This is a genomic window from Povalibacter uvarum, assembly GCF_014202975.1.
Lineage (GTDB): Bacteria > Pseudomonadota > Gammaproteobacteria > Steroidobacterales > Steroidobacteraceae > Steroidobacter > Steroidobacter uvarum.
Map to the genome: position 1 here is coordinate 558,070 of NZ_JACHHZ010000003.1, position 24,448 is coordinate 582,517.

Here is a 24,448-nt window from a genome sequence, read left to right on the forward strand (position 1 = left end):
ACGTACACAACGCAGTTGTGATGGGCAGTTGTGGTGGGCAGTTGTGGTTGCCCTGTTTTCAGCGCTTGAGGATGAACTCACGATCGACGGTCTCGCCGACGGGGAAGCCGTACTCGCCGACTTTGCTGAAACCGTGGCGCCCATAGAAGCGCTGCGCACCCAGATTCTCGGACCAGACGCCGATGTAGATCGGTGTCTGGCCTTGCGCCCGCAGCCATTCGAGACCGAGGTCGATGAGGCGCGAGCCGAGCCGCAGGTTGTGATGCCGGGCCAGCACATAGAGCTGCTGGATCTCCCCGGCGGTCGCTTCCCGACCTTCGATCGGCAACTTGCAGGCACCGACGGCAAGGAAGCCGATGGCGGTCGAATCGACGAGCGCTATCCAGATCGCGGTCTTTGGATCCGCAAACTTGCGGGTCCACACGTCGATCGAATGAGACCCCTCGAGGAACGCATCCAGGTCTTGCGGCGGGTAAAGATGACCAAAGGTCTCCGTGAATGTCTCCGCGCCCAGAGCGGCGAGCGCCGGAGCATCGGCGAGCGTCGCGCGACGAACAACCGGGCTGGTCATGACGACAACGCCGCTCGCTTGCGGCATTCCTTGAAGCGCCCGATCAACTGCACGTAGACGGCTTCCTCGACCGGGTCGGCCCGAAGCCACTCGATCGCCAGTGTTTCGAGCTTGTCGGTCTCCGCCGAGCGGCCCTGGCCCATGCTCTGAGTCAGGCGCTTGAGCTGATATTCGCGGCGCAACGCATGATCTTCGGCGGGGGTCTGCGAGTCCGTAACGATCTCGGCGCGAATACAGAGCGTTCGCAGCGCCAGAGTGTTTGCAACGAGATCGCTGTTGCCGGGCTGGGCGATAGCGCTCTTCAACGCCGTCAGTCCAACCTTGGGCGACTGCACCAGCGTGCTGAGATGTTGTTCGGCGGCCTGCTTCAGCGCGTCGACTTCGGTCACATCAGCGTTTCGGGCAACAGCGAGTCGATAGGTGCGCACGACATTCGCCGCGTCGAACAGGTCCGTCCAGCCACGTTCGGCATCGCGCGCATGCTGGCGCGTGACTGCTTTCCTGCAGCGCTCGAAGGCACGCTCGAACCGATCCTGCAGCTGCCGCGCATTCGCTTTCGGTAACTCGATCGAGTCGAAGGCGAGTCGCAGCTCAGGAAGCTTCTTCGCGCTCTCGATGAGCTCCTGGTCCGTCTGGCCCGCGATCTTCTCCATGTCTTCGCAAAGCGCGATGGCCTGGGATCTGTTGGCTTCGAACGCAGCGTTGCGGCTGTCGAACTCCTGCTGGCGCTTCTGGAAGAGTGCGTCGCACTGCTGGCGGAACTCCTCCCAGAGCTTGCCGTCTTCGTCGCGCGGCACGGGTCCGACCGATTTCCACTGCTCCTGGAGTCGCTTCACTTCCTCGACGGCGGCCTTGTTGTCCGTCGACTCGACGAGTCCGCGTGCACGCTCGATCAGCGAGCGCTTGGCCTTCACGTTGCGGGCGTACTCCGCGTCGATGCGACTCTGGATGCTCGAAGTCAGTTCGTTGAACTTGCGCTGCAGCTCTTCCGCTTTCGTCGCATCGACGGGTGAATGCTGTCGCCAGAGCTGGCGGGATTCACGCACTGCCGTGATCGCAGTTCGCCAGTCCGGCTCGTCCCAGTTCTGCCGGCCTTCGAATGCCAGGAGGCGTTCGAACACCTGGTTGCGCTGAAGCAGGTTCTCTTCCTTGACCCGGTCCTGCGCGTCATAGAACTCGCGGCAGGGTTGAAACGCCTTTTGCGAGGCTTCGTGGAAGCGCTGCCAGTCCGCCTCGACTTCATCGCCGGCGCCCTTGCTCAGCGTGCGCCACTGTTCCTGCAGGTCCTTGATGTGACCCGCGATCGCCGTCGGATGCAGGGAGGCACCGATGAGCGACTCCATCCGTTCGATCAGGTCGACGCGCTTCGGGGCGACGGAGAAGCTCTTCCAGTCTTTCAGTTCCTGGAGCTTTTCATCGAGCTGCTTGAGCTGGCTCGCGAGCTGTGCGGGTAACGACGGTGCATGCTGCAGCTTCTCTTCGATTGCGCGACGCAAGCCGGCGGCCGTCTTGCTGCTTCCCGATGCCAGCGCGCCGCGCGCCTTGCGCAGCAACCCGCCGATCTGATGCAGCGCCTGCGTCTCCGCGTCGAGTTTTTCCTTTCGGACTTTGCGTTCCTCTTCGAGCGATTGCGCCTGTTCCGCAGCGGCGGTGGCCGCCTCCTTTTCCTGCTGCTCCCGGCGGGCTTGTGCCGCCGCCGCGGCATTGGCAGCGGCCAGCTCGCGTGAGGCCTGGGCTGCAATCTGTCTCAGATGCTGCGCGATCGTCTCCCGCGATCGATCGATCGCGGCTTGAGCGGTGGCGGCGACTTCGGCTGTCGCGTCCGTTGCCACGAGATTCCAGCGATTCTCGAGCTGTTCCAGGGTGGGCGTGAAAAGCGCATCGAAAGGTCGCCGGCTGTGCCGCTCTATCTCGGTGGACGCGGCAAGAATCTCCGCCTGCCGCTGCTCGATTTCGCGCTCCTGCGCCAGCAGCGCATCGCGCTTGCGTGTCAGGATTTTGTAGACGCTCTTGTCATTGCCGCCGCGAACCGTGCGGATGAGCTTCCGGATCTGCTCGGGGTCCTCGATGGCTTCGGCGGCCTGCTGTCGGATACGGGTAGACGCGCCTTCGAGCACCAGCTTTGCCACAGCGCCTGAATCCCCTGCGGCAATCGCGGCGCGCAGGGTTTCTTCCTCGTGCGCAGCCAGAACCGCGGGATCTGGAGCAGTGGGGGCGGGTGGATTCGGAGCGGCGGTCTCAGGCTGCTTCTTCGCAGCCGGGGCGGGCGGCGCTTTCTTGAAGCGCGAGAAGAGCGACATCGATCGGACCTGGAGCGGGGGACGGGCGCCTATTCTAGCCAGCTAGCCGGCCAGCTAGTTAGCCAGCTGGCCGGACCGGTAGCTGCAACCGGTGCAGCTACCGGGGATCCCCGGGAATCAGCCGGAAATCGTCACGACTGGATCCAGGCCAGCAAGTCGGGGTTCACGACGTCCGCATTGATGGTGCAGAGGCCGTGTCCGAGTCCCGGGTACACCTTCAGTGTCCCCTTCTTCAGCAGCTTGATCGACAGCGGGGCGGAGTCGGCAAAGGGCACGATCTGGTCGTCGTCGCCGTGCATGACAAGTGTCGGCACGTCGATTTTCTTCAAGTCCTCGGTGAAGTCCGTTTCCGAGAAGGCCTTGATGCAATCGTAGTGGGCTTTGATGCCGCCCTGCATGCCCTGGCGCCACCAGTTGTCGATGACGCCATCGAGGACCTTCGCGCCGGGCCGATTGAAGCCGTAGAAGGGACCCGACGGAACATCGCGGTAGAACTGTGCGCGGTTGGCCACGAGTGCGGCGCGGAAGCTGTCGAATACTTCGATCGGCAGGCCGCCGGGATTCTTTTCCGACTTCACCATGACAGGCGGCACTGCGCCGATCAGCACGGCTTTTCCTACGCGGCCGCCGCCGCCGTATTGCGCGACGTAGCGTGCGACTTCGCCGCCGCCGGTCGAGTGGCCGATGTGAACGGCGTTCTTCAGATCGAGATGGGCAGCGAGCGCGGCCACGTCGGCGGCGTACGTATCCATTTCATTGCCCTTGTCGGTCTGCGAAGACCGGCCGTGGCCGCGGCGATCGTGGGCAATGACGCGGAAGCCCTTCGCGAGGAAGAACATCATCTGTGCGTCCCAGTCGTCGCCGCTCAGTGGCCAGCCGTGATGGAACACGATCGGCTGACCCGTGCCCCAGTCTTTGTAGAAGATCTCGGTACCATCTTTGGTCTTGACGAAGCTCATCGCAATCTCCTTCGGCAGTCACAGGGAACGAATCAACAGGGTTTGCAGCGCTCGCGGATCGGCCTTTCAGGGAAGGCGCGCGTCGATCCAGCCGAGAATGTCTTTCATGACGCCTTCCTTGCCGACGTCATTCAGAAGATCGTGGAAATGGCCTGCGTAGAGACGCAGCGTCTTGTCGCGCGAGCCGACGGTGTCGTAGAAGAACTGGCTGCCGGCCGGGACGGTCGCTTTGTCGACGGTGCCGTGCATGATGAAAACGGGCAGCGTGATCGTCGGGAACTCGCGCCGCATGCGTTCGGTGGCGCGCACCAGCTCGGCGACCGTTCTTGCCGGCTGAACCTCTCCCTGCGTAAGCGGGTCGGCGTCCAGTTGCCGAACGGCTGCGGGATCGCGGGAGAAGTCCTTGTTCTTCAGCTTCAGCACCGGCAGGTTTGGTGCGATGCGGCCGAGCAGCTTGATGATGGCAATGACGAATCCCGGCGCCGGTACCTGGAAGGCGAAGCTCTCGCAGATGAATCCGGCGAGCTCCTTCTGATGATCGAGTGCGTAAGTGCTGGAGACGACTCCGCCCGCGCTGTGGCCGAGCAGGAAAACCTTGAGTCCCGGCTCGCGCGTCTTCACCAGCTGGATCAGCGTGCCGAGATCTTCGGTGTAGTCGCTGACGTGATCGATGTAGAAGCGCTTGCCCTCCGACTTGCCGCGCCCGCGCAGATCGATGGCGTAGACCGAGTAGCCAGCGGCTTGCAGCTGCTCTGCTGCCCACCCGTACTGGCCGCCATGGGAATTCACGCCGTGGCAGATCACGACGGCTGCGCGAGGGGTCGAGGCCGGCTGCCACGAGTGCATGAAGATGCGTGTGCCGCCGCGCCCTGCGAAATATTCTTCTTTCATGATTTTCCCGGGTGACCTGCAACCAGCGTAACTGTGGAGCTTCGTCTGCGGATTGGACTGGAGTGCTTCGATGATCCTGCGCTGCACCACCGCGGACAGGTATGTCAGTATCGGGCGGCGACGAAACGCGCAACGACGCGGGGGGACAAAGAATGACGAAGAAGCGGAGTCGCTGGCTGGTGGCTGGCGTCGGAGTCCTGGCCGCAGCCGTCGTTGCCGCCTTCAGTTCCGGGCTTGTGAGACATGGGCCGGCGATGGGTGCCGGGGTCGCTGCGCAGCTGGCCTGCGCCGGTGTGTTCCTCATGAATCGCGATGTGGCGGAGGTCAAGGCGCGCGACGTCGAGCGCTTGAATCCGCTCACGGCGATGTTCGACCTCACGGTCGATCGTACAGCCCGGACCGTGACCGCGAGTCTCTTCGGACTGACGAGTCGGTCGGCGTACTACCGGCCGGGCATCGGATGCACTCTGACTGAAGGGACGAGTACATACGAGCTCGACCGGCAAGTGCAGGGTCTCGAAACGATGACTCTGCAGTCGCGAACTGGGTTGTGGCCCGAGGGCGATGATGTCGATGTCGAAGCGTCGTCTGCAGGCGTGGATCGGACTGCGTTGCTAGCGGCAGTCAATGCGGCTTTCGACGATCCGACACCGCAGAAAGGCATCGACACACGCGCGATCGTCGTCGTGCACGACGGCCGTATCGTCGCGGAACGTTACGCTCCCGGTTTCGATCGCGACAGCCGCTTTCTCGGATGGTCGATGAGCAAGAGCGTTACGGGCGCTCTCATCGGGATGCTGGTGGAGGATGGCAGGCTGAACCTGGACGCACCGGCTCCAGTACCCGAGTGGCGCGAGCCGGGCGATCCGCGTGCGGCGATCACTCTGCGCAACATGCTCAACATGGCGAGCGGTCTGAGCTTCGCCGAGCAGTATCTGCCGGGCGACGACAGCACGGTGATGCTGTTCGAAAGCGAGGACATGGGCGGTTACGCGGCGCTCAGGCCGCTCATTCACCCGCCAGGAACCTCATGGTCATACTCATCCGGCACGACGAACATGTTGTCGCGCATCGTCAGGGATGCGACTGGCGGGTCACTGAAGAGTGTTTATGAGTACGCGCGTCAGCGTCTGTTCGAACCGGCGGGCATGACGAGCGCGGTGTTCCAGCCCGATGGCAGCGGCGTGCCGATCGGCAGCTCGTTTCTGTATGCGACCGCGCGCGACTGGGCACGCTTCGGCCAGTTGTTCCTTGGCGAAGGCGAGATCAATGGCCAGCGATTGCTGTCGAAGGAATGGGTCGCGTTCAGTCGCGAGCCGCTGGCGTTCGATCCGATGCGTCACTACGGCGCGCAGTTCTGGTTGAACGAAGGCAACGCATCGGCGGGACACGCGCCGATGCTCGATCGATGCCCGGCGGACATGTACATGGCACGAGGCCACAATGCGCAGATTCTTGCAATCGTCCCATCGAAGCGGACGGTGATTGTGCGACTAGGGTGGACTGCGGACGGTCACACGTTTGATGAGAACGGGGTCTTTTCGGGGATTCTGGCGGCAGTTGAGAAGCGGTGAGCTACGGGCAGCTCGCAGCCTCAGAATTTATCCCCCGGCACCCTCACTCTTCCCTCCATCAGCACCCGCGCGCTGCGACTCATGATCGCCTTCGTGACGATCCATTCACCGTCGGCCTGCTTCGCTTCGGCTCCGACTCGCAGTGTCCCCGAGGGATGACCGAAGCGAACGGCTGCATGCGGCTTTCCACCGGCGGCGAGCGTGACGAGTGTGCCGGGAATGGCCGCTGCGGTTGCGATCGCGACAGCAGCGGTTCCCATCATCGCATGGTGCAGTTTGCCCATCGACAATGCGCGCACGAGCAGATCGACATCGTTCGTCGTGACTTTCTTGCCGCTCGATGAAACGTATTGCGTCGGCGGCGCGACGAACGCGATCTTCGGTGTGTGCTGACGCTTCGTGGCTTCTTCGATGCTCTTGATCAATCCCATGCGCTTCGCGCCGTAGGCGCGGATCGTTTCGAACATCGCGAGCGCTTTTACGTCGCCGTTGATCGCGTCCTGCAGTTCCGTGCCCTTGTAACCGATGGCATCGGCGTTGACGAAGATGGTCGGAATGCCGGCGTTGATCATCGTTGCCCTGAGCGTGCCGACGCCGGGGACTTCGAGATCGTCGATGAGATTGCCGGTGGGAAACATCGAGCCACCCGCATCGCCTTCACCTTCATCCGCGGGATCGATGAATTCGAGCTGCACTTCAGCCGCCGGAAAGGTCACGCCGTCGAGCTCGAAGTCGCCGGTTTCCTGCACGTCCCCATCGGTGATGGGGACGTGAGCGACGATCGTCTTGCTGATATTGGCCTGCCAGATGCGGATGGTCGCGACGCCGTTCTTCGGCACGCGGCTCGGGTCGACGAGCCCGTTGCTGATCGCGAAGGGGCCGACGGCCGCCGAGAGATTTCCGCAGTTGCCGCTCCAGTCGACGAACGCCTTGTCGATCGAAACCTGGCCGAACAGATACTCGACGTCATGATCCGGGCGGCTGCTCTTCGAGAGGATCACCGTCTTGCTGGTGCTCGACGTCGCGCCTCCCATGCCGTCGATCTGCTTGCCGTACGGATCGGGACTGCCGATCACGCGCAGCAGGAACTGGTCGCGCGCCTCTCCCGGCTGCTGGCAACGCTCGGGCAGATCCTGCAGGCGGAAGAACACGCCTTTGCTGGTGCCACCGCGCATGTAGGTGGCGGAGACTTTGATCTGCGGTGCGTGAGGCATGGATTGTTGTCTCTGATGATGAAGAGAGAAGATGAAGATCTCCACGGGGCAATTTTATCCTCCGAACCCTGTGTAGCCCCGCGTACCCCGTGGAAAGTCTTCCTTCCGCCCCTATGCCGCCCGAGTCGACGAGAGGAAGTCCTGAGCGAAGCGCTGCAACACGCCGCCCGCTTCGTAGATCGAGACTTCTTCGGCGGTATCGAGCCGACACGTGACCGGCACTTCCACCTTCTCGCCGTTCCTGCGGTGAATGACGAGGGTGAGGTCGGCACGCGGCATGAGTTTGCCGACGACGTCGTAAGTCTCGGTGCCATCGATGCCGAACGTCGTGCGATTCTGGCCCGGCTTGAACTCGAGCGGCAGCACGCCCATGCCGATGAGGTTGGTGCGATGAATGCGTTCGAAACCTTCGGCGACGATTGCTTCGACGCCGGCGAGACGAACGCCTTTCGCGGCCCAGTCGCGCGATGAGCCCTGGCCGTAGTCAGCGCCGGCGATGACGATCAGCGGCTGGCCGCGATCCATGTAGGTTTCGATCGCTTCCCACATGCGAACGATCTGACCTTCGGGCTCGAGGCGGGCCAGAGAACCTTTCTTCACTTTGCCGTCGACGACGGCCATTTCGTTCAGGAGCGTCGGATTGGCGAAGGTCGCGCGCTGCGCGGTGAGGTGATCGCCGCGATGCGTCGCGTAGGAGTTGTAGTCCTCCTCGGGCAGGCCCATCTTCTTGAGGTACTCGCCCGCGGCGCTGTCGCCGAGAATCGCGTTGGACGGCGAGAGATGATCCGTCGTGATGTTGTCGCCGAGGACGGCGAGTGGCCGCATTGCTTTCAACGTACGCTCACGCGCCGCAAGCGCGCCCTGGCCTTCCTTGTCCCAGTAGGGCGGACGGCGAATGTACGTGCTCTGGGGGCGCCAGTCGTAGAGAGGGCTGCCTTTTCCGGTGCTCGCCTTGAACGTGAACATCGGCTCATACACCTTGCGGAAATGTTCGGGCTTGACGCTCCTGGCGACGATCGCGTCGATCTCCGCGTCTGTCGGCCAGAGGTCCTTCAGCAGAATGGGCTTGCCGTCTTTGTCGTGGCCCAGCGCATCCTTTTCGATGTCGAAGCGGATCGTGCCGGCGATCGCATAGGCGATCACGAGTGGCGGCGATGCGAGGAACGCCTGCTTGGCGTACGGGTGAATGCGGCCATCGAAATTGCGATTGCCGGAGAGCACCGCGGTCGCATACAGATCGCGATCGATGACTTCCTGCTGGATCCTGGGATCGAGCGCGCCGCTCATGCCGTTGCAGGTCGTGCAGGCGAAGGCGACGATACCGAAGCCGAGTTGCTCCAGTTCGGGCAGCAGCTTCGCTTCCTCCAGGTAGAGCTGGACCGCTTTCGAGCCGGGCGCCAGCGAGCTCTTCACCCACGGCTTGCGCGTCAGGCCGCGTGCATTGGCATTGCGGGCGAGGAGGCCTGCGGCGATCACATTGCGGGGATTGCTCGTGTTGGTGCACGAGGTGATCGCGGCGATGATCACTGCGCCATCGGGCATCTGGCCGGGGATCTCTTCCCATTTGCCAGCGATGCCGCGCTCGGCGAGCGCCGACGTGGGCAGGCGCTTGTGCGGGTTGGAGGGTCCCGCCATGTTGCGAACGACCGTGGACAGATCGAACGTCAGCACGCGCTCGTACTCGGCATTCGTCAATGCATCCGCCCACAGACCGGTGTGCTTCGCGTAGGTTTCGACGAGCTTGATCTGTGCGTCGTCACGGCCGGTGAGGCGTAGGTACTCGAGTGTCTGCTGGTCGATGAAGAACATCGCAGCAGTGGCGCCATACTCGGGGGCCATGTTGGAAATCGTGGCGCGATCGCCCAGCGTGAGTGCCGCGGCGCCAGCGCCGTAGAACTCGAGATAGGCGCCGACGACTTTTTCCTTGCGGAGGAACTCGGTCAGCGCAAGCACGACGTCGGTTGCCGTGATGCCAGGCTGCGGCCTGCCGGAGAGTTCGACGCCGACGATGTCGGGCAGGCGCATCCACGAGGCGCGACCGAGCATGACGTTCTCGGCTTCGAGGCCGCCGACGCCGATGGCGATCACACCGAGCGCGTCGACGTGCGGCGTGTGGCTGTCGGTACCGACCAGCGTATCCGGGAACGCGACGCCGTCCTTGTTGTGAATGACCGGCGACATCCGCTCCAGGTTGATCTGGTGCATGATGCCGTTGCCTGCCGGAATCACGTCGACATTGTCGAAGGCCTTCTTGGTCCACTCGATGAAGTGGAAGCGGTCTTCGTTGCGTCGGTCTTCCACCGCCCGGTTCTTGGCGAAGGCGTCCTTGTCGTAGCCGCCGTACTCGACGGCGAGCGAGTGATCGACGATCAGCTGGACCGGCACCACCGGATTCACTTTGGCCGGATCGCCGCCCTTCATCGCGATCGCATCGCGCAGGCCGGCAAGGTCGACCAGTGCGGTCTGGCCGAGGATGTCGTGGCAGACGACTCGCGCCGGGAACCAGGGGAAATCGAGGTCGCGCTTACGCCCGATCAACTGCTTCAGATAGGAATCGAGCTTCTCCGGTTCGGCGCGCCGGACCAGATTTTCCGCCAGCACTTTTGATGTGTACGGCAGTTTGTCGTACGAGCCGGGGGCGATGGCGTCCACGGCCGAGCGCGCATCGAAGTAGTGGAGGGAGGTGCCAGGCAGGGGTTTGCGATTGGCTGTGTTCATGGCCGGTAGCTTACTTGCGATCCTTCAGCGGCACGAACTTGAGGTCTTCCGGACCCGTGTAGTTCGCGCTCGGGCGAATGATCTTGCCGTCGATGCGCTGCTCGATGATATGAGCGCTCCAGCCGCTGGTGCGCGCAATGACGAATAGCGGGGTGAACATCGCCGTCGGCACACCCATCATGTGATAGCTGACAGCGCTGAACCAGTCGAGATTCGGGAACATCTTCTTGATGTTCCACATGACGCTCTCGAGCCGCTCCGCGATATCGAACATCTTCGTGCTGTCCTGTTCCCGGGAGAGATCGAGCGCGACCTGCTTGATCACCTTGTTGCGCGGATCGGAGATCGTGTAGACCGGATGACCGAACCCGATGACGACTTCCTTGCGTTCGACGCGGGCCCGGATATCGGCTTCCGCTTCGTCCGGATTCTCGTAGCGCTTCTGGATCTCGAAGGCGACTTCATTCGCGCCGCCATGCTTCGGGCCGCGCAGGGCGCCGATGGCGCCGCAGATCGACGAGTGCATGTCGGAGCCGGTGCCGGCGATGACGCGCGATGTGAACGTCGATGCATTGAACTCGTGCTCGGCGTACAGGATCAGCGACGTATGCATCGCCTTCACCCAGGAGCGGGACGGCTTTTCCTGGTGCAGCAGGTGGAGGAAATGACCACCGATCGAGTCTTCGTCGGATTCGGTCTCGATGCGCTTGCCGTTCGTCGAATAGTGATACCAGTAGAGCAGCATCGAACCGAGCGAAGCCATCAGCTTGTCGGCGATGTCCCGTGCGCCGGCGATGTTGTGATCATCCTTCTCCGGCGTGACGCAGCCGAGAACGGAAACGCCAGTGCGCATCACGTCCATCGGATGGGCCGACGGCGGCAGTTGCTCGAGCGCAGCTTTCACCGCGGCGGGCACCCCGCGCAGTGCCTTCAGTTTCGTCTTGTAGCCGGTGAGCTCAGCAGCGTTCGGCAGCTTGCCGTGCACGAGCAGGTACGCGATCTCTTCGAACTCGCATTGGGAAGCAACATCGAGAATGTCATACCCGCGATAGTGCAGGTCATTGCCGGTGCGTCCGACGGTGCACAGTGCGGTGTTGCCGGCGACGGTGCCGGACAGCGCTACGGACTTCTTGGGCTTGAAGCCCGGTTGTTGTGCGGTCTCGCTCATTGAGTATCCCCTGGTCGTACTTGCAGTTACTTGCGGGAAGCGAACAGCGCGTCGAGGTGCTGTTCGTACGCGTGATAGCCGATGCGCTCGTACAGTTCTTCGCGCGTTTGCATCGTGTCGACGACGTTGCGCTGATGTCCATCGCGGCGGATCGCGGTGTAGACGTTCTCGGCGGCCTTGTTCATGGCGCGGAAGGCGCTGAGCGGATAGAGAACCATCGCAACGCCGGCCGTCTTGAGCTCGTCACGGGAGAAGAGCGGCGTCTTGCCGAATTCCGTGATGTTCGCGAGCACGGGGACCTTCACGGCATCGACGAAGCGACGATAGGTCGGCAGGTCGTATGCGGCCTCTGCAAAGATGCCGTCGGCGCCGGCTTCCACGCAGGCGATGGAGCGCTCGATGGCGGCATCGACGCCATCGACGGCGATCGCGTCGGTGCGTGCGATGAGGAAGAAGTTCGGATCGGTCTTCGCATCGGCGGCAGCCTTGACGCGATCGACCATTTCCTGGGCAGAGACGATTTCCTTGCCGGGGCGATGACCGCAGCGCTTGGCGCCGACCTGGTCTTCGATGTGGCAGGCGGCGGCGCCGAACTTGATGAGGCTCTTCACCGTGCGTGCGATGTTGAACGCGCTCGGGCCGAAGCCGGTGTCGATGTCGACCATCAGCGGCACATCGCAAACGTCAGTGATGCGGCGGATATCGATCAGAACGTCATCGAGGTTGTTGATGCCGAGGTCCGGCATCCCGAGCGAGCCGGCTGCGACGCCGCCGCCGGAAAGGTAGATCGCGCGATAGCCGGCGCGCTTGGCGAGGAGGGCGTGATTCGCGTTGATCGCGCCGACGACCTGCAGCGGGCTTTCCGTCTTCAGGGCGTCGCGAAAGCGGAGACCGGGTGTGCTCATGATGGGTTCTCGGGTTGCGGGTGCGGAAATCAATTCACGTAACGTGCCAGGACTGGGGCGCTAAAAAACCCATTAAAATCAATGGATCGCCGGGCTCGGGCTTGGCTGGGGCCGGGACGGTGTTTCATACTTGAAACATTCTGTTCCGGAAGTGAATCATGGCTACAGCCAGCAAGCAGGGTCGCCTGGTCGGCGTCCCGCCCCGGATCGTCGCCGTCGGGCTGCTGCATCGACTGCGGACGATGCTGCAGGAGTTGGCGCCTTCGTACCGCGACGTTGCGTCCGTAGAAATCCTCGAGCAGGGCTTCGATGCAGCGGTCGCGCGAATCCGCGAGCTGCACGCCGAACGACCCATCGATGCCCTGGTCGCAGCTGGTTCGAACGGCGCGTACTTGCGGCAACACCTGGAGCTGCCGGTCGTGTCGGTTCGCGTCGGCGGCTTCGACGTGATGCGCGCATTGGCACGGGCGCGGGGCATTTCATCGCGCATCGCGCTCGTGACGCATGGAGCCGTTCCGGATGAAGTGCAGTTGTTCGACGAGCTCTTCTCGCTCGGTATCGAGCAGCGCAGCTATCGCAGCGAGGAGGAAGCACGCGACTGCATCAAGGAACTGCGCGCGAAAGGTATCGAAGTCGTCGTTGCACCCGGTCTCGTCGTCGACCTGGCAGAGGAAGCCGGGATGCACGGCATCTTTCTGTACTCGACGGACGCGGTGCGCGAGGCGCTCGACGATGCGCTGGAAGTTGCGCGACTCGCGCGAATCGAGGCGTCGAAGCGCGATCGCCTCAACACGATCCTGGCGCACCTGCATGATGCCGTGGTCGCTGTCGACGCAGAGGAACGGATCGAGTCGGTGAATCTTGCGATGGAGCGATTGCTGGGTCAGCCGGCAACCCAGCTGCTCGGCCGCAGGCTCAGCGAGGTCGCGTCCGAGCTGACGCTGATGCCGACCCTGCGCGAGCAGCGTACCGAGATCGACGAACTGCAGAAGGTGGGTGCGCAGTCGCTCATCGTCAGCCGGTTGCCGATCATCGAGCAGGGAACGCAGACGGGTGCGGTGTTGACCGCCAAGGATCCCGACGCGATTCAGCGCGTCGATCGGCATCTGCGAACCCAGCGCGAGCGGCCGTCGCGATCAGTGCGATTCAGGCTCACCGATCTTCTTGGCAGCTGCGCTCCGATCGTGCGTGCGCGAACACTCGCCAGCCAGTTTGCGCGCAGTGATGCGACGACGCTCATCATCGGCGAGAGCGGCACAGGAAAGGAACTGCTGGCACAGGGCATTCACATGGCGAGTGCGCGGGCGAATCAGCCGTTCATCGCTCTGAACTGCGCTGCGTTCCCGGAGTCTCTGCTGGAGAGCGAGCTGTTCGGCTACGAAGAGGGGGCGTTCACGGGCGCGAGGCGCGGCGGCAAGATCGGACTGTTCGAGGCAGCGCACACCGGAACGATCTTCCTCGACGAGATCGGTGAGATGCCCGTGTCATTGCAGACGCGCATGCTCCGCGTACTGCAGGAGCGCGAGGTGCTGCGCATAGGCGCGATCGAACCGACCCGCATCGATATTCGCGTGATCGCGGCAACGCATCGGAATCTCGAGGAGCAGATCGCCTCGGGCGGTTTTCGTCGCGACTTGTACTACCGCCTGAACATCCTGCGCCTCGACCTGCCCAGCCTTCGCGACCGGCTGCAGGATCTGCCCGAGCTTGCCGGCCACGTGCTGCGGCGAGTTGCCGATCGCTTCCCGACGACCAAGCTGACGGAAGATCTGGTGCGGGAGCTCGTGATTGCGGGCGCGCAGTATCGATGGCCAGGCAACGTTCGCGAGCTCGAGAACCTCATCGAGCGGCTCGCCACGGTGCGAGAACTTCCGTCCCGAATGAGTGCGCGAGATCAGCTGCGGCAGCTGATTCCCGAGCTGTTCGCCCAGGAGCCTTCGGCGAAGGTGCCTTCGCTGGCCAGTCATCGCGAGGAGACGGAACTGCAGATGATCGAGCGCGTACTCGCGGAATGCGGTGGTGATCGTCGAGCTGCTTGCGAGAAGCTCGGAATCGGCAGGTCGACATTGTGGCGGAAGCTGTCGCGCGGACGCGCGGCGGGGTAGCCGCCGCGTCATCTGCGCGAGAGCGGCTAGCGCGGGAGTGACGAGGCAACGGCTGCATCGACGCCGGCGGCGCGAGCGGGCATTCGTCGAGCGTTGATCAATGCGCAACCGCGGGCTCGGCGGATGGCGGGGCCGAAGCATTGCTGGCTTGCGCGGGCAGGGGTGGGCGCTTGCAGAACGGGACGATGACGAGCGCAACGATGAAGAGGCCTGCGAGCAGCATGAACACGTCGCGAAAGGCCTCGACGGCCGCCGCCCGCGTGACGATCGCGGTGACCTGAGCTTGCGCACCCAGGACGGCATCCGCGTTGCCGTTGTTCTCCAGTTGTGATGCGAGCGCCGACACGACCCGGTTGCTGTCCGCGCCCCCGTGTCCCATGGCCTCGCTGATGCGAAGCGCATGGATGCGTGTGAAGTCCTGCAGCCAGGTGTTTACCGTAGCGATGCCGACAGCGCCGCCGAGATTGCGCATCACATTGAACAAGCCGCTCGCATAGGGAAGTTCCGCGGGCGTCGGAGTCGAAAGTGCGAGGCCCACGGCTGGAACGATGCACAGCAGGACCGCGAAGCCGCGCACCGCTTGAGGCAACAGGAGTTCACCAAAGCCCCATTCGGCAGTGATCCCGGTAAGCATCCAGACGCCGAGCGAGAACAGCAGGAAGCCGGCAGTGATCACGTAGCGCGGATCGACGCGAGTGGACATGCGCGCCGCGAGCGGCGCAGCGAAGAACATGAAGCAGCCGGTGACGAACACCGTCGTGCCGATCTCGAGGCTGGTGAAGTCGCGAACGCGCCCGAGGAAGACGGGCACCAGATAGATCGCCGAATACAACCCGACCCCGATGATGAAGTTGAGAACGCACGCGAGAGCGAACGTCGGGTTGCGGAACGGTGACAGCTTGACGACCGGCGTCGCGCTGTAGATCGATCGCTCGAAGAACACCACCGCACCGATGAAGGAGAGCCACGCCGTGACGGCGATGATCGGATCGTCGAACCATTGCGCTCGCGGCCCTTCCTCCAGCACGTACTGCAGCGCTCCCAGGAAGAGAGCGAGTCCCGTGACCTGCAGCCAGTCGATGCGGCGGAAGAGACGGGTGTTGGCGAGATCGACTTTGCCGAGGATCGGAACGGCAATCGCAATCAGCAGTCCGGGCGCAATATTGATGAAGAACATCCAGCGCCAGCTCGCATGCTCGGTGATCCAGCCGCCGAGCGTCGGTCCCAGCGTCGGGGCCAACGTCGACACCATCCCGAGTACCGCGGGCACCATTGCGCGTCGCGGTCCCTGGAACAGAACGAAGCCTGTCGCGAACACCGTCGGCACCATCGCGCCGCCGACGAATCCCTGGATGGCGCGGAAGACGATCATCGATTCGATGTTCCATGCGAGACCGCAGGCGAGGCTCGACACCGTGAACAGCGCCGCGGAAGTCGTGAACAGCCAGCGGGTGGACATCGCTTTCGCGAGGAAGGCGGCGAGCGGAATCATCACGATTTCCGCCATGAGGTACGAGGTCTGGATCCAGGCCACTTCATCCGGCCCGGCCAGCAGGCCCGCCTGAATCGAATTGAGCGATGACGCGACGATCTGCGTATCCAGCAGCGCCATGAATTGCCCGAACGCCATGACGGCGAACAGCATCAGCTTCGACCGCTCGCTCATCGAATCGGTGAAAGTCGCGGTCTGGGTCACGGGAAGAGGGGCTTGCCGGCAAGGGGGTTGATGATATGATAAGCATCATACTATGAAGCCTGGAATCCACAATGCGCTATGCGGCTGAGCACAAGGATCAGACCCGTTCTGCCTTGCTCAAGGCGGCGGCCGAGGAAATGCGGGCACACGGTCCGGATGGCGTAAGCGTCGCGGCCGTCATGAAGCGGGTGGGGCTCACTCACGGCGGCTTCTACGCGCATTTCGATTCCAAAGACGCGCTGATCGCGGCGGCGGTGGGCGAAATGTTCGTGCATGCAGCCAGGCGCCGGGAGAAGTACGCAGGCAGCATTACGTCGATCGATGGGTTCATCGATTCCTATGTGTCCGCGGTGCATCGCGACAATCCATCACGAGGCTGTCCGATTCCCGCGCTGATGAGCGAGGCGGGGCGCTGGCCCAAGGGGGCTCGCAAAGCTTTCGATGAAGGGATTACACGCCTTGCGCAGCGGCTCGCTGTGCTCATGCCGTCGCATGTGACAGAGCCGCAGGCGGCGGCGATGTCGTTGATCGCGGAGATGGCTGGTGCAATCGCGCTGTCGAGGTCGGTTGCCGATGCCGCTCTGTCAGACGCCCTGCTCGATTCCTCTCGCGCCGCTCTGAAGCAGCGCTTCACTTCCAACTGAGTTTGTCCATGAGCACTGAAGCCGTCTCGGTCGTCCCCTCTGGCCTCGAACAACTGCGCGCCTTCGCGGCTTCGGCTGCGGGCAAGCGCGGGATGGGCGCGACACTGCGTTTCCGGATCGTGAGCGTCGAGGAGGGGCAGGTTGTCTTCCAGGGTGATCCGGACGAAGACATGTACAACCCGATCGGCACGGTGCACGGTGGGTATGCAGCAACGCTGCTCGATTCAGCGCTGGGTTGTGCCGTGCATTCGAAATTGCAGCCGACACAGGGTTACACGACGCTCGAACTGAAGATCAACTATCACCGTGCATTGACCGCCGACAGCGGCCCGGTCGTTGCGGAAGGCAAAGTCGTCACGTTCGGTCGCCGCGTCGCGTTTGCTGAAGCGACGTTGAAGGATGCCGCCGGACGACTCTGCGCCAGCGCGACGTCGACTCTGCTGGTGTTCGAGCGCTGAGCCATGGACACGGAAGCGGAATCCTCGAGCGCTCCCAGATCGAAGCGGCCCCTGATCGTCGCGGTGCTCGCGGTCGTAGTCGGTGCCGCGGGTGCAGCATGGCTGCTTTCGGATGGCGCCAGCGTTTCGACCGACAACGCGTATCTCAAGGCCGATTCGAGCGACATCCCGCCACAAGTCGCGGGTCTGGTCATCGCCGTGCATGTCGAGGAGAACCAGCGCGTAGCGGCCGGTGATCCTCTCGTCGATCTCGATCCGGATGACTACAACCAGCGTGTGAGCGCAGCGGAAGCTGACGCGGCTGAATCGAGAGCGAGCCTCGCGGCCGCGCAAGCGGCTTTGGTTCGCTTGCGGACACAGCAGCGCCTCGCGCAGGCCAGCGTCGAAGAGGTCGGTTCGAGAATTCGGGCCGCGGATGCGCAACGCGAGCGGAAGCTTGCCGATCGCAAGCGGCATCAGGAGCTGGTGAACCAGCGACTCACGTCTCGTGAGCTCTACGACGCAGCGATCGCCGATGCGACGGAAGCGGAAGCCGAATCGGACCGCGCCCGCGCCGCGCTGAAGGTATCGGAACGCCAGGTCCAGGTAGTCGACAGCCAGCATGCCGAATTGCTGGCACAGATCGACGCAGCGCAGGCTTCAGTGCAGCGAGCGGATGCAGCACTGGCGGTCGCAAAGCGCAACGCGCAGAGAACCCACATCGTCGCGCCGATCGCAGGAGTCGTCGGCAACCGCCGTGTCCAGGTAGGTGAGTACGTGCAGGTCGGTACGCGCCTGATGACGATCGTGCCGGTCGACGATCTCTACGTCGTCGCGAACTTCAAGGAGACGCAGACGACGCGCATGCTCGTCGGGCAGCGCGCTGAGATCGAGATCGATGCGTTGCCGGGACAGGTTCTGCACGGTCGCGTGGAAAGCCTCGCGCCGGGATCGGGCTCCGAGTTCGCACTACTGCCGTTCGAGCCGGCGAACGGCAACTTCACGAAGATCGTACAGCGCATACCCGTGCGGATTCGGTTGGAGGACGCTCAGGCGCTCGCGCGTCTGCGTCCGGGCCTGTCGGCGGAAGTTTCCGTTGACCTGGAGGCTGAATCGCCTCGAGTCGCGTCGGTCGCTCGGGCGAAATAGAGGTATCCCAGAGAGAAGAATTTCACACGGAGTTCACGGAGATCACGGAGGCCAAGAAAAGTATCTCTTCTTTCTCCGTGATCTCCGTGCCCTCCGTGTGAAACTCTTTTCTCTTCCTCTGAAGACTAAGCCGCTTCGCTTTCGCGCTGCACGGTGCTGAGAGAAGTGCGCGGTGGGCTGTCCTTGCCTCGGCGCTGGCGTTCTGCCTGGCCAAGAAATTCGAGAGCAGTCGGATTCTCGCCATCGCGCGGCAGTGTTGCGACGCCGGCGGTCAATCGAACATCGCTCGCGGCCGAGCCGTTGTTCCAGTGAACGAATGCATTGCGGATGTCCTGCTCGAGGCGCGCCACTTCGGCGGGGCCGCATTCCGGCATGACGATCGCGAATCGGCAGGTGTTCGGTGCGGCAGGCAGTCGCGCAACCCAGTCGAGTTTCGGTCGCAGCGCGGCATGAACGACCGTCAGGAGTGCCGCCGAAGCGCTCGCTCCCAGGCCTTGCCGGGCAAAAACCTTCTCATCGGCGGTATCGATGCCGACGCTCAGGATGTGAAGCAGGCCCTTCGCGCGTGAAGCGTGAACCATCTCCGCCCGCAGCCGACCGACGAGATGCCGTGCGGTGTGCGCGCCATTCTCGAGATCGACTGTCGCAGGTTCGTTGGCGCGGCCAATGCGAGACGACTGGCGACGACGCAGAGCGTGCATGCCGCCTTGCGCCTTCGTGATGACTTCATTCTGGGAGTTCTGACGGACGACGTACTGATCGACGCCCGCGCAGAAGCCGCGCTCGTGTTCACGAACGTCGCTGCTGTCGGTCAGCATGATCACGTAGATCGGCGCGAGCGAGATCACGCGCAGGCGCGACACGAACTCGATGCCGTCGATGGCTGCTATGTTGCGGTCCGTGATGACGAGCGGATACCAGTCCCTGGCAAACAGGGTCAGTGCTTCGGCCCCATCGGCCGCATCCTGCACCTCGAAGCCCTGGAGTTTGAGCAGGGCAGTCGTCGACTCGCGGACGGATGGGTCGCCGTCGACCACCAGGGCCCTGCGGGGCAGCATGTTTTCTGCGGAGACACTCATTCAGGTTTTGTCGGCCGACCCTGCGGATTCTTTACAGCCGGGGGACCCGAAGCCCGGAATGCGGCCCGCCAATGAGGAGTGCTTCACAGACTGGAGGGCTTCCAGGTGGCGGCGGCGCAGGGGTGGGGCTACCATCGCAACGCATTGAATCTGCGCGAAGTGAGGCGTTGGATGAGGCTCGGGATCGGTTGCCTGCTGCTGGTCGGACTGGGATTGCTGTGCGTTCAGGCACAGGCCCAGATCTATACCTGCACGGCGCCCGACGGTTCCCGCGTGTTCTCGGACGAGAAGTGCGGTCCGGACGCCAAGGTCGTCAGGGGCATCGAAACCCGCAAGCCGGCTGCCACGCGGGCCAAGTCCGCACCCGTCCCCCGCAAATCGCCGGCTGAACTGGAGCAGTTGCTCGCCGATTGCAACAGCGGCAACGAGTCGGCCTGCATGACCTGGACGAAGGGCGGCGGACCGAATCAGTTGCGGGCAAAGGAAAAGGAGCTCGAAGCGAGCTGCGAGGGCGGTTCGCTTCCTGCGTGCGAAGAGCGTTATTGCCGCGACGGCGCGACGGAGCAGTGCCGTACGCGTGTCATGTCGCTGGCGAGTGTTGCAGGCGAATCGTGGTATCTGCGCTTTCAGCGCAAGCCGGATGCGGCAAGCCCGACGACTTACGCCGTGCGCTGCATTCGAGAAGGCGAACGCCTGCTGCGCGACGTGACGATTGCATGCGCCGCCGCTGCTGGTCCAGAACGATGCCGCTCGTCGGTGGGGAATGAAGCTTTCCCGCGACTGGACGCCGCAGCGTCCAGCGCGTGTTCGGTGAAGGGAGTGGAAGTCGCTTCGCGCTAGCGACTTCCGTCACTCCCGCGAAAGCGGGAGTCCATGCCTCACTCAGATGGATTCCCGCGTTCGCGGGAATGACTTCGTGCGCAACTTGTCGTCACTCCCGCGAAAGCGGGAGTCCATGCTTATCCGCGGATCTTCCCGATCCACTTATCGAACGCCTCCGCGAAGCCCCGGAGGAATTTCTCCGTCGCGTCGTTCTGTACCTTGCCCGTGCTCTCGTTGATGAGGCTTCCCGCATTCGCGATGTAGGCCTCCGGCTGCTGCAGCACCGGCATGTTGAGGAACACCAGAGACTGGCGCAGATGATGGTTCGCGCCGAATCCTGCGATGTTCCCCATCGACACCGAGACGACCGCGGCGGGCTTGCCATCGAATACGCTCTTGCCGTACGGGCGTGAGCCGACGTCGATCGCATTCTTCAGGACCGCGGGAACGGACCGGTTGTATTCGGGAGTGACGAAGAGGACTGCATCGGCAGCCTTGATGCGCTGCCGGAACTCGGTCCACTGCTTCGGCGGCGAATCGGTTTCCAGATCCTGGTTGTAGAACGGCAGATCGCCGATCGGGATCTGCTCGAAGGCGAGTCCGGCAGGAGCAACCGCAGCGATCGCATCGGCGATCTTCCGGTTGAAGGAATCCTTGCGCAGACTGCCGACAAGGACGGCGACTTTGTGGGACATCGAGATCTCCTGCTGTCGGATGGGACGTCCGTACAGTAGCGACTCGATCCCGGCGGATCATGCCCCTTTCGGCAATAAGATTGATTCACCTATCGAATCAATCGGCCGGCCAAAAAAGATGGCCGGCGCGGCTTCCACAGTAGAGGAGGTGGTCGCGACGCCGGCCAAGGGGGTCACTGGATCTGAGTCACCGTCACGGAGTAGCCGGGGTTCGACGCCATGTGCGCGGGGTACACGGCCGCGGCGAGCTGGAAGGCGACGATGACGGCCGACATCAGCAGGCACAACGTTTGCTGGGTGCGGCGGCTGAACTCGGTGAGGGCAAACATGGCTCGATCTCCCTTTCGCTTCATCCCGCGGTATTGCGGGGGTTCGTTATCTGGGGAGAGACAGTACCGACAGTGATTTCGCGAATCTCTAGCTGGCCGGCCAGTTGCGGGAGCGTGCCGGCGAAGCGACGTGGGCTTCGGCGCCGGAGCTTTCACCGGTGCGATTTACCGGTGAAACGCGCAAAGAGGGCGGTGAGCGGGGGCGGTTCGTCACCTGTGGGTCCTCCCGCGAAAGCGGGAGTCCAAGTCCGTCACTCCCGCGAAAGCGGGAGTCCATCGGAGCCAAGGCATGGATTCCCGCTTTCGCGGGAATGACGGCGTAGCGTGCGCTACGCCTCGAGCTGCTCCTGCAACCGTTCAACCGCCGCCTTCCATGCCTTCCTTTCGCGCTCGACGTCGGCTTCCGCCTTGAGCTTGCCGACCTGGATCGCGATCTGGGCTTTGCCGTCCCCACTACCTTTCTTTGCGTAGAAGCCGACATTCAGGCGGGCTGATCCTTTCCACGACCCATTCAGATACTTGTTCTTCGTCTGCGAGGACGCAGCGAAGGCACCTGCTGGAAACCACTTCGCCCGACGCGCTTCGGTCGCGGTGGCGGCGTAGAGAGCGCTCAATGTCGTTGCGATCGTCTTGTTGACGCCGACGGAGAATCCGCTCGTCGTCTGATGGCGCACTCGCAGTCCGCGAGAGCGCTCATATTCGACAGTGATGTTCTGCGCCCACCAGCCCGGCACTCCATGTTCCTTGGACAGCAGGTGAGCGATCGCTTTGTGATCGAGCTTCTTCGCGCCCGCCTTGTCGAGGGCAGCGAACCACGCCTTCCACGTCTTGCCGGTCTTTGCCTCGACAGCGTCATCGCTCATGGAAGGCGTATAGGTCGATTTCTTCGTGGCCATGAGTGCGCCCCTGTGGTTTTGCTTTTCTTCATCGAATATCCGCCTCCGGGACTATCCGCCATCCGCTATCCGCCATCTACTTCTTTCTGCTACTTTGCGCGCCCCCTTCGTTCCCGGTGCGCTCATGCAGCCCCTTTCCGTGGGTGTCGACTTCGGCACCAGCAATACAGTCATCGCTGTTGCCGGCCAGGGGCAGGCTGCTGTGTTGTCGGTTGCGGGACGTACTGGCATCGCCACGGCGCTGCCGTCCATTCTGTGCTTCCGCCCAGACGAACGAAACGCACGCGATCGGCCTGTCAGCAGCGCGGGCGCCGATGCCATCGCCGACTACATCGGCAGGACGGGTCCGGCGCGTCTCGTTCAATCGATGAAGTCATTCCTGGGAAGCCGCAGCTTCGTGGAGACGCGCATCTTCTCGCACATGTACACGCTGGACGCGCTGATCGGCACGCTGCTGAATCATCTCTACGACTCGACATCCGCGCGCGATTCGCTTGCGCAGGCACCGCTCGTCGCGGGTCGTCCGATTCGGTTCGCCGGAAACTCACCGGACGACGCACTCGCGCAATCACGACTCATCGCAGCGTTCACGAGCGCAGGCAAAGCGCCGAGCCGGATGGGGCTCGAGCCCGAAGCAGCCGCTTACGCATTCGCTCGCAGAGTCACCGGCCGCCACCTGGTGCTGGTCGCTGATCTCGGCGGCGGTACGAGCGACTTCTCCATCGTCGAAGTCGACTCGAATGAACACGGATCGAAGATCACACCGCTCGCGCAGACGGGTATCGGCATCGCCGGCGATCGCTTCGACTACGGCATCGTCTACAACGCCGTGTGTCCCGCGCTCGGCATGGGTTCCGAGTTCCAGCCGGAAGCAAAGCGCCTGCCGATTCCGTTGTGGATCTATTCGAACTTCTCGAGCTGGCACCAGCTTTCGATGATGAACAACCGCGAAACGCTTCGTCGCATCATCGACGTGCTGCGCACTGCCGTCGACCGCGAAGCATTCGAAGGCCTGGTGCATGTCATCCGCAACGAAGAAGGTTTTTCGTTGTTCCAGGCCGTGTCACGCGTGAAGCAGACGTTGACGTCGGAGACGTCGGCGCGATTGCGCTTCAAGGCGGGCCCTGTCGAGGTCGATCGAACCGTGACGCGCGCCGAGTTCGAGCACTGGATCGCGGAGGATCTGTCGAGCGTCGGTGCGACGATGGATCAAGCACTGTCGATCGCAGGCGTCAGCCGGTCGCAGATTACGCGTGTGTTCATGACAGGCGGGAGTGCGCTGGTGCCGGCAGTGCGCGAGTTGTTTGCGCGCAAGTTCGGCTCGGAAAAGCTCGTCGGCGGCGATGAGTTTTCTTCCGTCGCTCAGGGGCTGGCGTTGATGGGGGTGGGGGGAGGAAACGCTTGAGTCCGAATCTCTAGAGCCTCATAACCCGATACGAGCCAGAATCGCCGGCCCCCAGTACTGCTTCGTGAATTGATAGGTCGCGACGACGACAAAGGCCGTCGCGAGAACGAACGTCGTCGAGGCCGCGAATCGGCCTGCGACCGACGTCGTCGAGCGCGGCGCGCGAATCAGCGCTTCGACGATCAGCAGGTTGGGGACGTAGAAGAAGAAATCCATGAACACATCGAACGGGCCCTGGAAGTTGTCGAGATGGCCCGCGCCGTCGGCGACGAGAAACCAGAATCCGTACTCCATCCGGTAGAGCCACGATCCGATCGCGAGTGCGAACAGGCGCATTGCCCATTCACGATGAGCGTCGAACCGGCGAGCATGTGCGTGGCGATAGGCCTGGACCGCGGCGACGATCGTCAATGTGCCGTAGATCGCGAAGCCGATGTCCATCATCGTGCCGCCGATCGTACCTTTGACGGCGATGAATGTGATTCCACCGACGCCGGTGAGGAAAGCTGCGGTGACATAGATGCGTCCGATCCAGCGATGCACGGCGGGGTAGAAGACGCGGATGCGCTGGACGAACTGGATGCAGCCGAGTGCGAGGATCACGCCGCCCGCCGCGAAGTGCAGGCCGATACCGGCGGTTGCTACGGGCGTGTGCGTTTCGTACAGGCGCGGCAGGCCTTCGTTCCATTTCTCGATGTTGCCGTCGAACAGCGCGGCGGCGTAGAACGCGAGGATGTAGATCCCGAAGAGGGCGGCGCTGGCCCAGACGGTGACCGTCAGTGCCTGGCTGGTCCAGCGGAGCGTTGCTGCACCCGCACCCGTCTGTGTCAGTGTCGAATGCCGCGAGGATTCGAACGCATCGGTGGTTGCCATGGTGGACCGTGGTCTTGC

21 protein-coding genes are annotated in these 24,448 nt (G+C 63.1%); 7 read left to right on the top strand and 14 right to left on the bottom strand.

Going from position 1 to position 24,448, the window contains the following annotated elements; all coding sequences use genetic code 11:
* Nucleotides 1-58: 58 nt before the first annotated feature.
* The 4 genes from HNQ60_RS13775 to HNQ60_RS13790 all read right to left on the bottom strand — a co-directional run bounded on the left by HNQ60_RS13775 (nt 59) and on the right by HNQ60_RS13790 (nt 4,721).
* On the bottom strand, nt 59-571 hold the full coding sequence (locus HNQ60_RS13775; protein ID WP_184332705.1) for a GNAT family N-acetyltransferase: 513 nt from the start codon (nt 569-571) through the stop codon (nt 59-61).
* Nucleotides 568-2,871, bottom strand: a complete 2,304-nt coding sequence (locus tag HNQ60_RS13780) for a DUF349 domain-containing protein (protein ID WP_184332707.1) — start codon at nt 2,869-2,871, stop codon at nt 568-570. Before HNQ60_RS13780 ends, HNQ60_RS13775 begins: the two co-directional genes overlap by 4 nt.
* 131 nt (nt 2,872-3,002) lie before the next feature.
* Nucleotides 3,003-3,830: an alpha/beta fold hydrolase gene (locus HNQ60_RS13785; protein WP_184332709.1), complete on the bottom strand. Its 828-nt coding sequence runs from the start codon at nt 3,828-3,830 to the stop codon at nt 3,003-3,005.
* 66 nt (nt 3,831-3,896) lie between these two features.
* On the bottom strand, nt 3,897-4,721 hold the full coding sequence (locus HNQ60_RS13790; RefSeq protein WP_184332711.1) for an alpha/beta hydrolase: 825 nt from the start codon (nt 4,719-4,721) through the stop codon (nt 3,897-3,899).
* 152 nt (nt 4,722-4,873) lie between these two features.
* Here HNQ60_RS13790 and HNQ60_RS13795 point away from each other — a divergent pair, with 152 nt between their 5' ends.
* Entirely contained in the window at nt 4,874-6,295 is a 1,422-nt protein-coding gene (locus HNQ60_RS13795) for a serine hydrolase domain-containing protein (RefSeq protein ID WP_184332713.1), read from the top strand.
* A 20-nt stretch (nt 6,296-6,315) separates the two neighbouring features.
* Here the strand turns inward: HNQ60_RS13795 and prpF are convergent, their stop codons facing one another.
* The 4 genes from prpF to prpB all read right to left on the bottom strand — a co-directional run bounded on the left by prpF (nt 6,316) and on the right by prpB (nt 12,300).
* A complete protein-coding gene (gene prpF / locus HNQ60_RS13800) occupies nt 6,316-7,509 on the bottom strand; it encodes a 2-methylaconitate cis-trans isomerase PrpF (RefSeq protein WP_184332715.1) in 1,194 nt (397 codons plus the stop codon).
* A 111-nt stretch (nt 7,510-7,620) separates the two neighbouring features.
* Complete coding sequence (gene acnD / locus HNQ60_RS13805; protein WP_184332717.1) at nt 7,621-10,227, bottom strand: Fe/S-dependent 2-methylisocitrate dehydratase AcnD; 2,607 nt, start codon at nt 10,225-10,227, stop codon at nt 7,621-7,623.
* Between the two features lie 10 nt (nt 10,228-10,237).
* Nucleotides 10,238-11,395 carry a bifunctional 2-methylcitrate synthase/citrate synthase gene (gene prpC, locus HNQ60_RS13810; RefSeq protein ID WP_184332719.1) on the bottom strand — a complete coding sequence of 386 codons (1,158 nt, stop codon included), beginning with the start codon at nt 11,393-11,395 and terminating at the stop codon, nt 10,238-10,240.
* Nucleotides 11,396-11,421: 26 nt separating this feature from the next.
* On the bottom strand, nt 11,422-12,300 hold the full coding sequence (prpB, locus tag HNQ60_RS13815) for a methylisocitrate lyase (RefSeq protein WP_184332721.1): 879 nt from the start codon (nt 12,298-12,300) through the stop codon (nt 11,422-11,424).
* Nucleotides 12,301-12,458: 158 nt separating this feature from the next.
* Here prpB and prpR point away from each other — a divergent pair, with 158 nt between their 5' ends.
* The gene (prpR, locus tag HNQ60_RS13820; RefSeq protein ID WP_184332723.1) at nt 12,459-14,405 is read left to right on the top strand and encodes a propionate catabolism operon regulatory protein PrpR; all 1,947 of its coding nucleotides are present in this window, start codon (nt 12,459-12,461) and stop codon (nt 14,403-14,405) included.
* Nucleotides 14,406-14,502: 97 nt separating this feature from the next.
* Here the strand turns inward: prpR and HNQ60_RS13825 are convergent, their stop codons facing one another.
* Nucleotides 14,503-16,071 carry a DHA2 family efflux MFS transporter permease subunit gene (locus HNQ60_RS13825; protein ID WP_184333761.1) on the bottom strand — a complete coding sequence of 523 codons (1,569 nt, stop codon included), beginning with the start codon at nt 16,069-16,071 and terminating at the stop codon, nt 14,503-14,505.
* Nucleotides 16,072-16,172: 101 nt separating this feature from the next.
* On the opposite strand from HNQ60_RS13825, the gene HNQ60_RS13830 reads away from it, so the two are divergent.
* From HNQ60_RS13830 to HNQ60_RS13840, 3 genes are read left to right on the top strand one after another with little or no spacing between them, the layout of a single operon-like run.
* Entirely contained in the window at nt 16,173-16,745 is a 573-nt protein-coding gene (locus HNQ60_RS13830; protein WP_184332725.1) for a TetR/AcrR family transcriptional regulator, read from the top strand.
* Nucleotides 16,746-16,753: 8 nt separating this feature from the next.
* Nucleotides 16,754-17,203 (top strand): PaaI family thioesterase, encoded by a 450-nt coding sequence (locus tag HNQ60_RS13835; protein WP_184332727.1) that lies wholly within the window; start codon nt 16,754-16,756, stop codon nt 17,201-17,203.
* 3 nt (nt 17,204-17,206) lie between these two features.
* Nucleotides 17,207-18,331, top strand: a complete 1,125-nt coding sequence (locus HNQ60_RS13840) for an HlyD family secretion protein (protein ID WP_184332729.1) — start codon at nt 17,207-17,209, stop codon at nt 18,329-18,331.
* Nucleotides 18,332-18,456: 125 nt separating this feature from the next.
* Here HNQ60_RS13840 and HNQ60_RS13845 read toward each other — a convergent pair whose 3' ends face one another.
* Complete coding sequence (locus HNQ60_RS13845; protein WP_184332731.1) at nt 18,457-19,389, bottom strand: response regulator; 933 nt, start codon at nt 19,387-19,389, stop codon at nt 18,457-18,459.
* Nucleotides 19,390-19,488: 99 nt separating this feature from the next.
* On the opposite strand from HNQ60_RS13845, the gene HNQ60_RS13850 reads away from it, so the two are divergent.
* Nucleotides 19,489-20,250 (top strand): DUF4124 domain-containing protein, encoded by a 762-nt coding sequence (locus HNQ60_RS13850; RefSeq protein ID WP_184332733.1) that lies wholly within the window; start codon nt 19,489-19,491, stop codon nt 20,248-20,250.
* Nucleotides 20,251-20,369: 119 nt separating this feature from the next.
* Here the strand turns inward: HNQ60_RS13850 and HNQ60_RS13855 are convergent, their stop codons facing one another.
* The 3 genes from HNQ60_RS13855 to HNQ60_RS13865 form a co-directional block, all read right to left on the bottom strand.
* The gene (locus HNQ60_RS13855) at nt 20,370-20,933 is read right to left on the bottom strand and encodes an NADPH-dependent FMN reductase (protein ID WP_184333763.1); all 564 of its coding nucleotides are present in this window, start codon (nt 20,931-20,933) and stop codon (nt 20,370-20,372) included.
* A 167-nt stretch (nt 20,934-21,100) separates the two neighbouring features.
* The gene (locus HNQ60_RS13860; protein ID WP_184332735.1) at nt 21,101-21,256 is read right to left on the bottom strand and encodes a hypothetical protein; all 156 of its coding nucleotides are present in this window, start codon (nt 21,254-21,256) and stop codon (nt 21,101-21,103) included.
* A 329-nt stretch (nt 21,257-21,585) separates the two neighbouring features.
* Nucleotides 21,586-22,152 carry a DUF4287 domain-containing protein gene (locus tag HNQ60_RS13865; RefSeq protein WP_184332737.1) on the bottom strand — a complete coding sequence of 189 codons (567 nt, stop codon included), beginning with the start codon at nt 22,150-22,152 and terminating at the stop codon, nt 21,586-21,588.
* 124 nt (nt 22,153-22,276) lie between these two features.
* Between HNQ60_RS13865 and HNQ60_RS13870 the strand changes: the two genes are divergently transcribed.
* Nucleotides 22,277-23,557, top strand: a complete 1,281-nt coding sequence (locus HNQ60_RS13870) for an Hsp70 family protein (RefSeq protein WP_184332739.1) — start codon at nt 22,277-22,279, stop codon at nt 23,555-23,557.
* 18 nt (nt 23,558-23,575) lie between these two features.
* Here HNQ60_RS13870 and HNQ60_RS13875 read toward each other — a convergent pair whose 3' ends face one another.
* Nucleotides 23,576-24,430 (bottom strand): DUF2306 domain-containing protein, encoded by an 855-nt coding sequence (locus HNQ60_RS13875; protein WP_184332741.1) that lies wholly within the window; start codon nt 24,428-24,430, stop codon nt 23,576-23,578.
* Between the last annotated feature and the right edge of the window lie 18 nt (nt 24,431-24,448).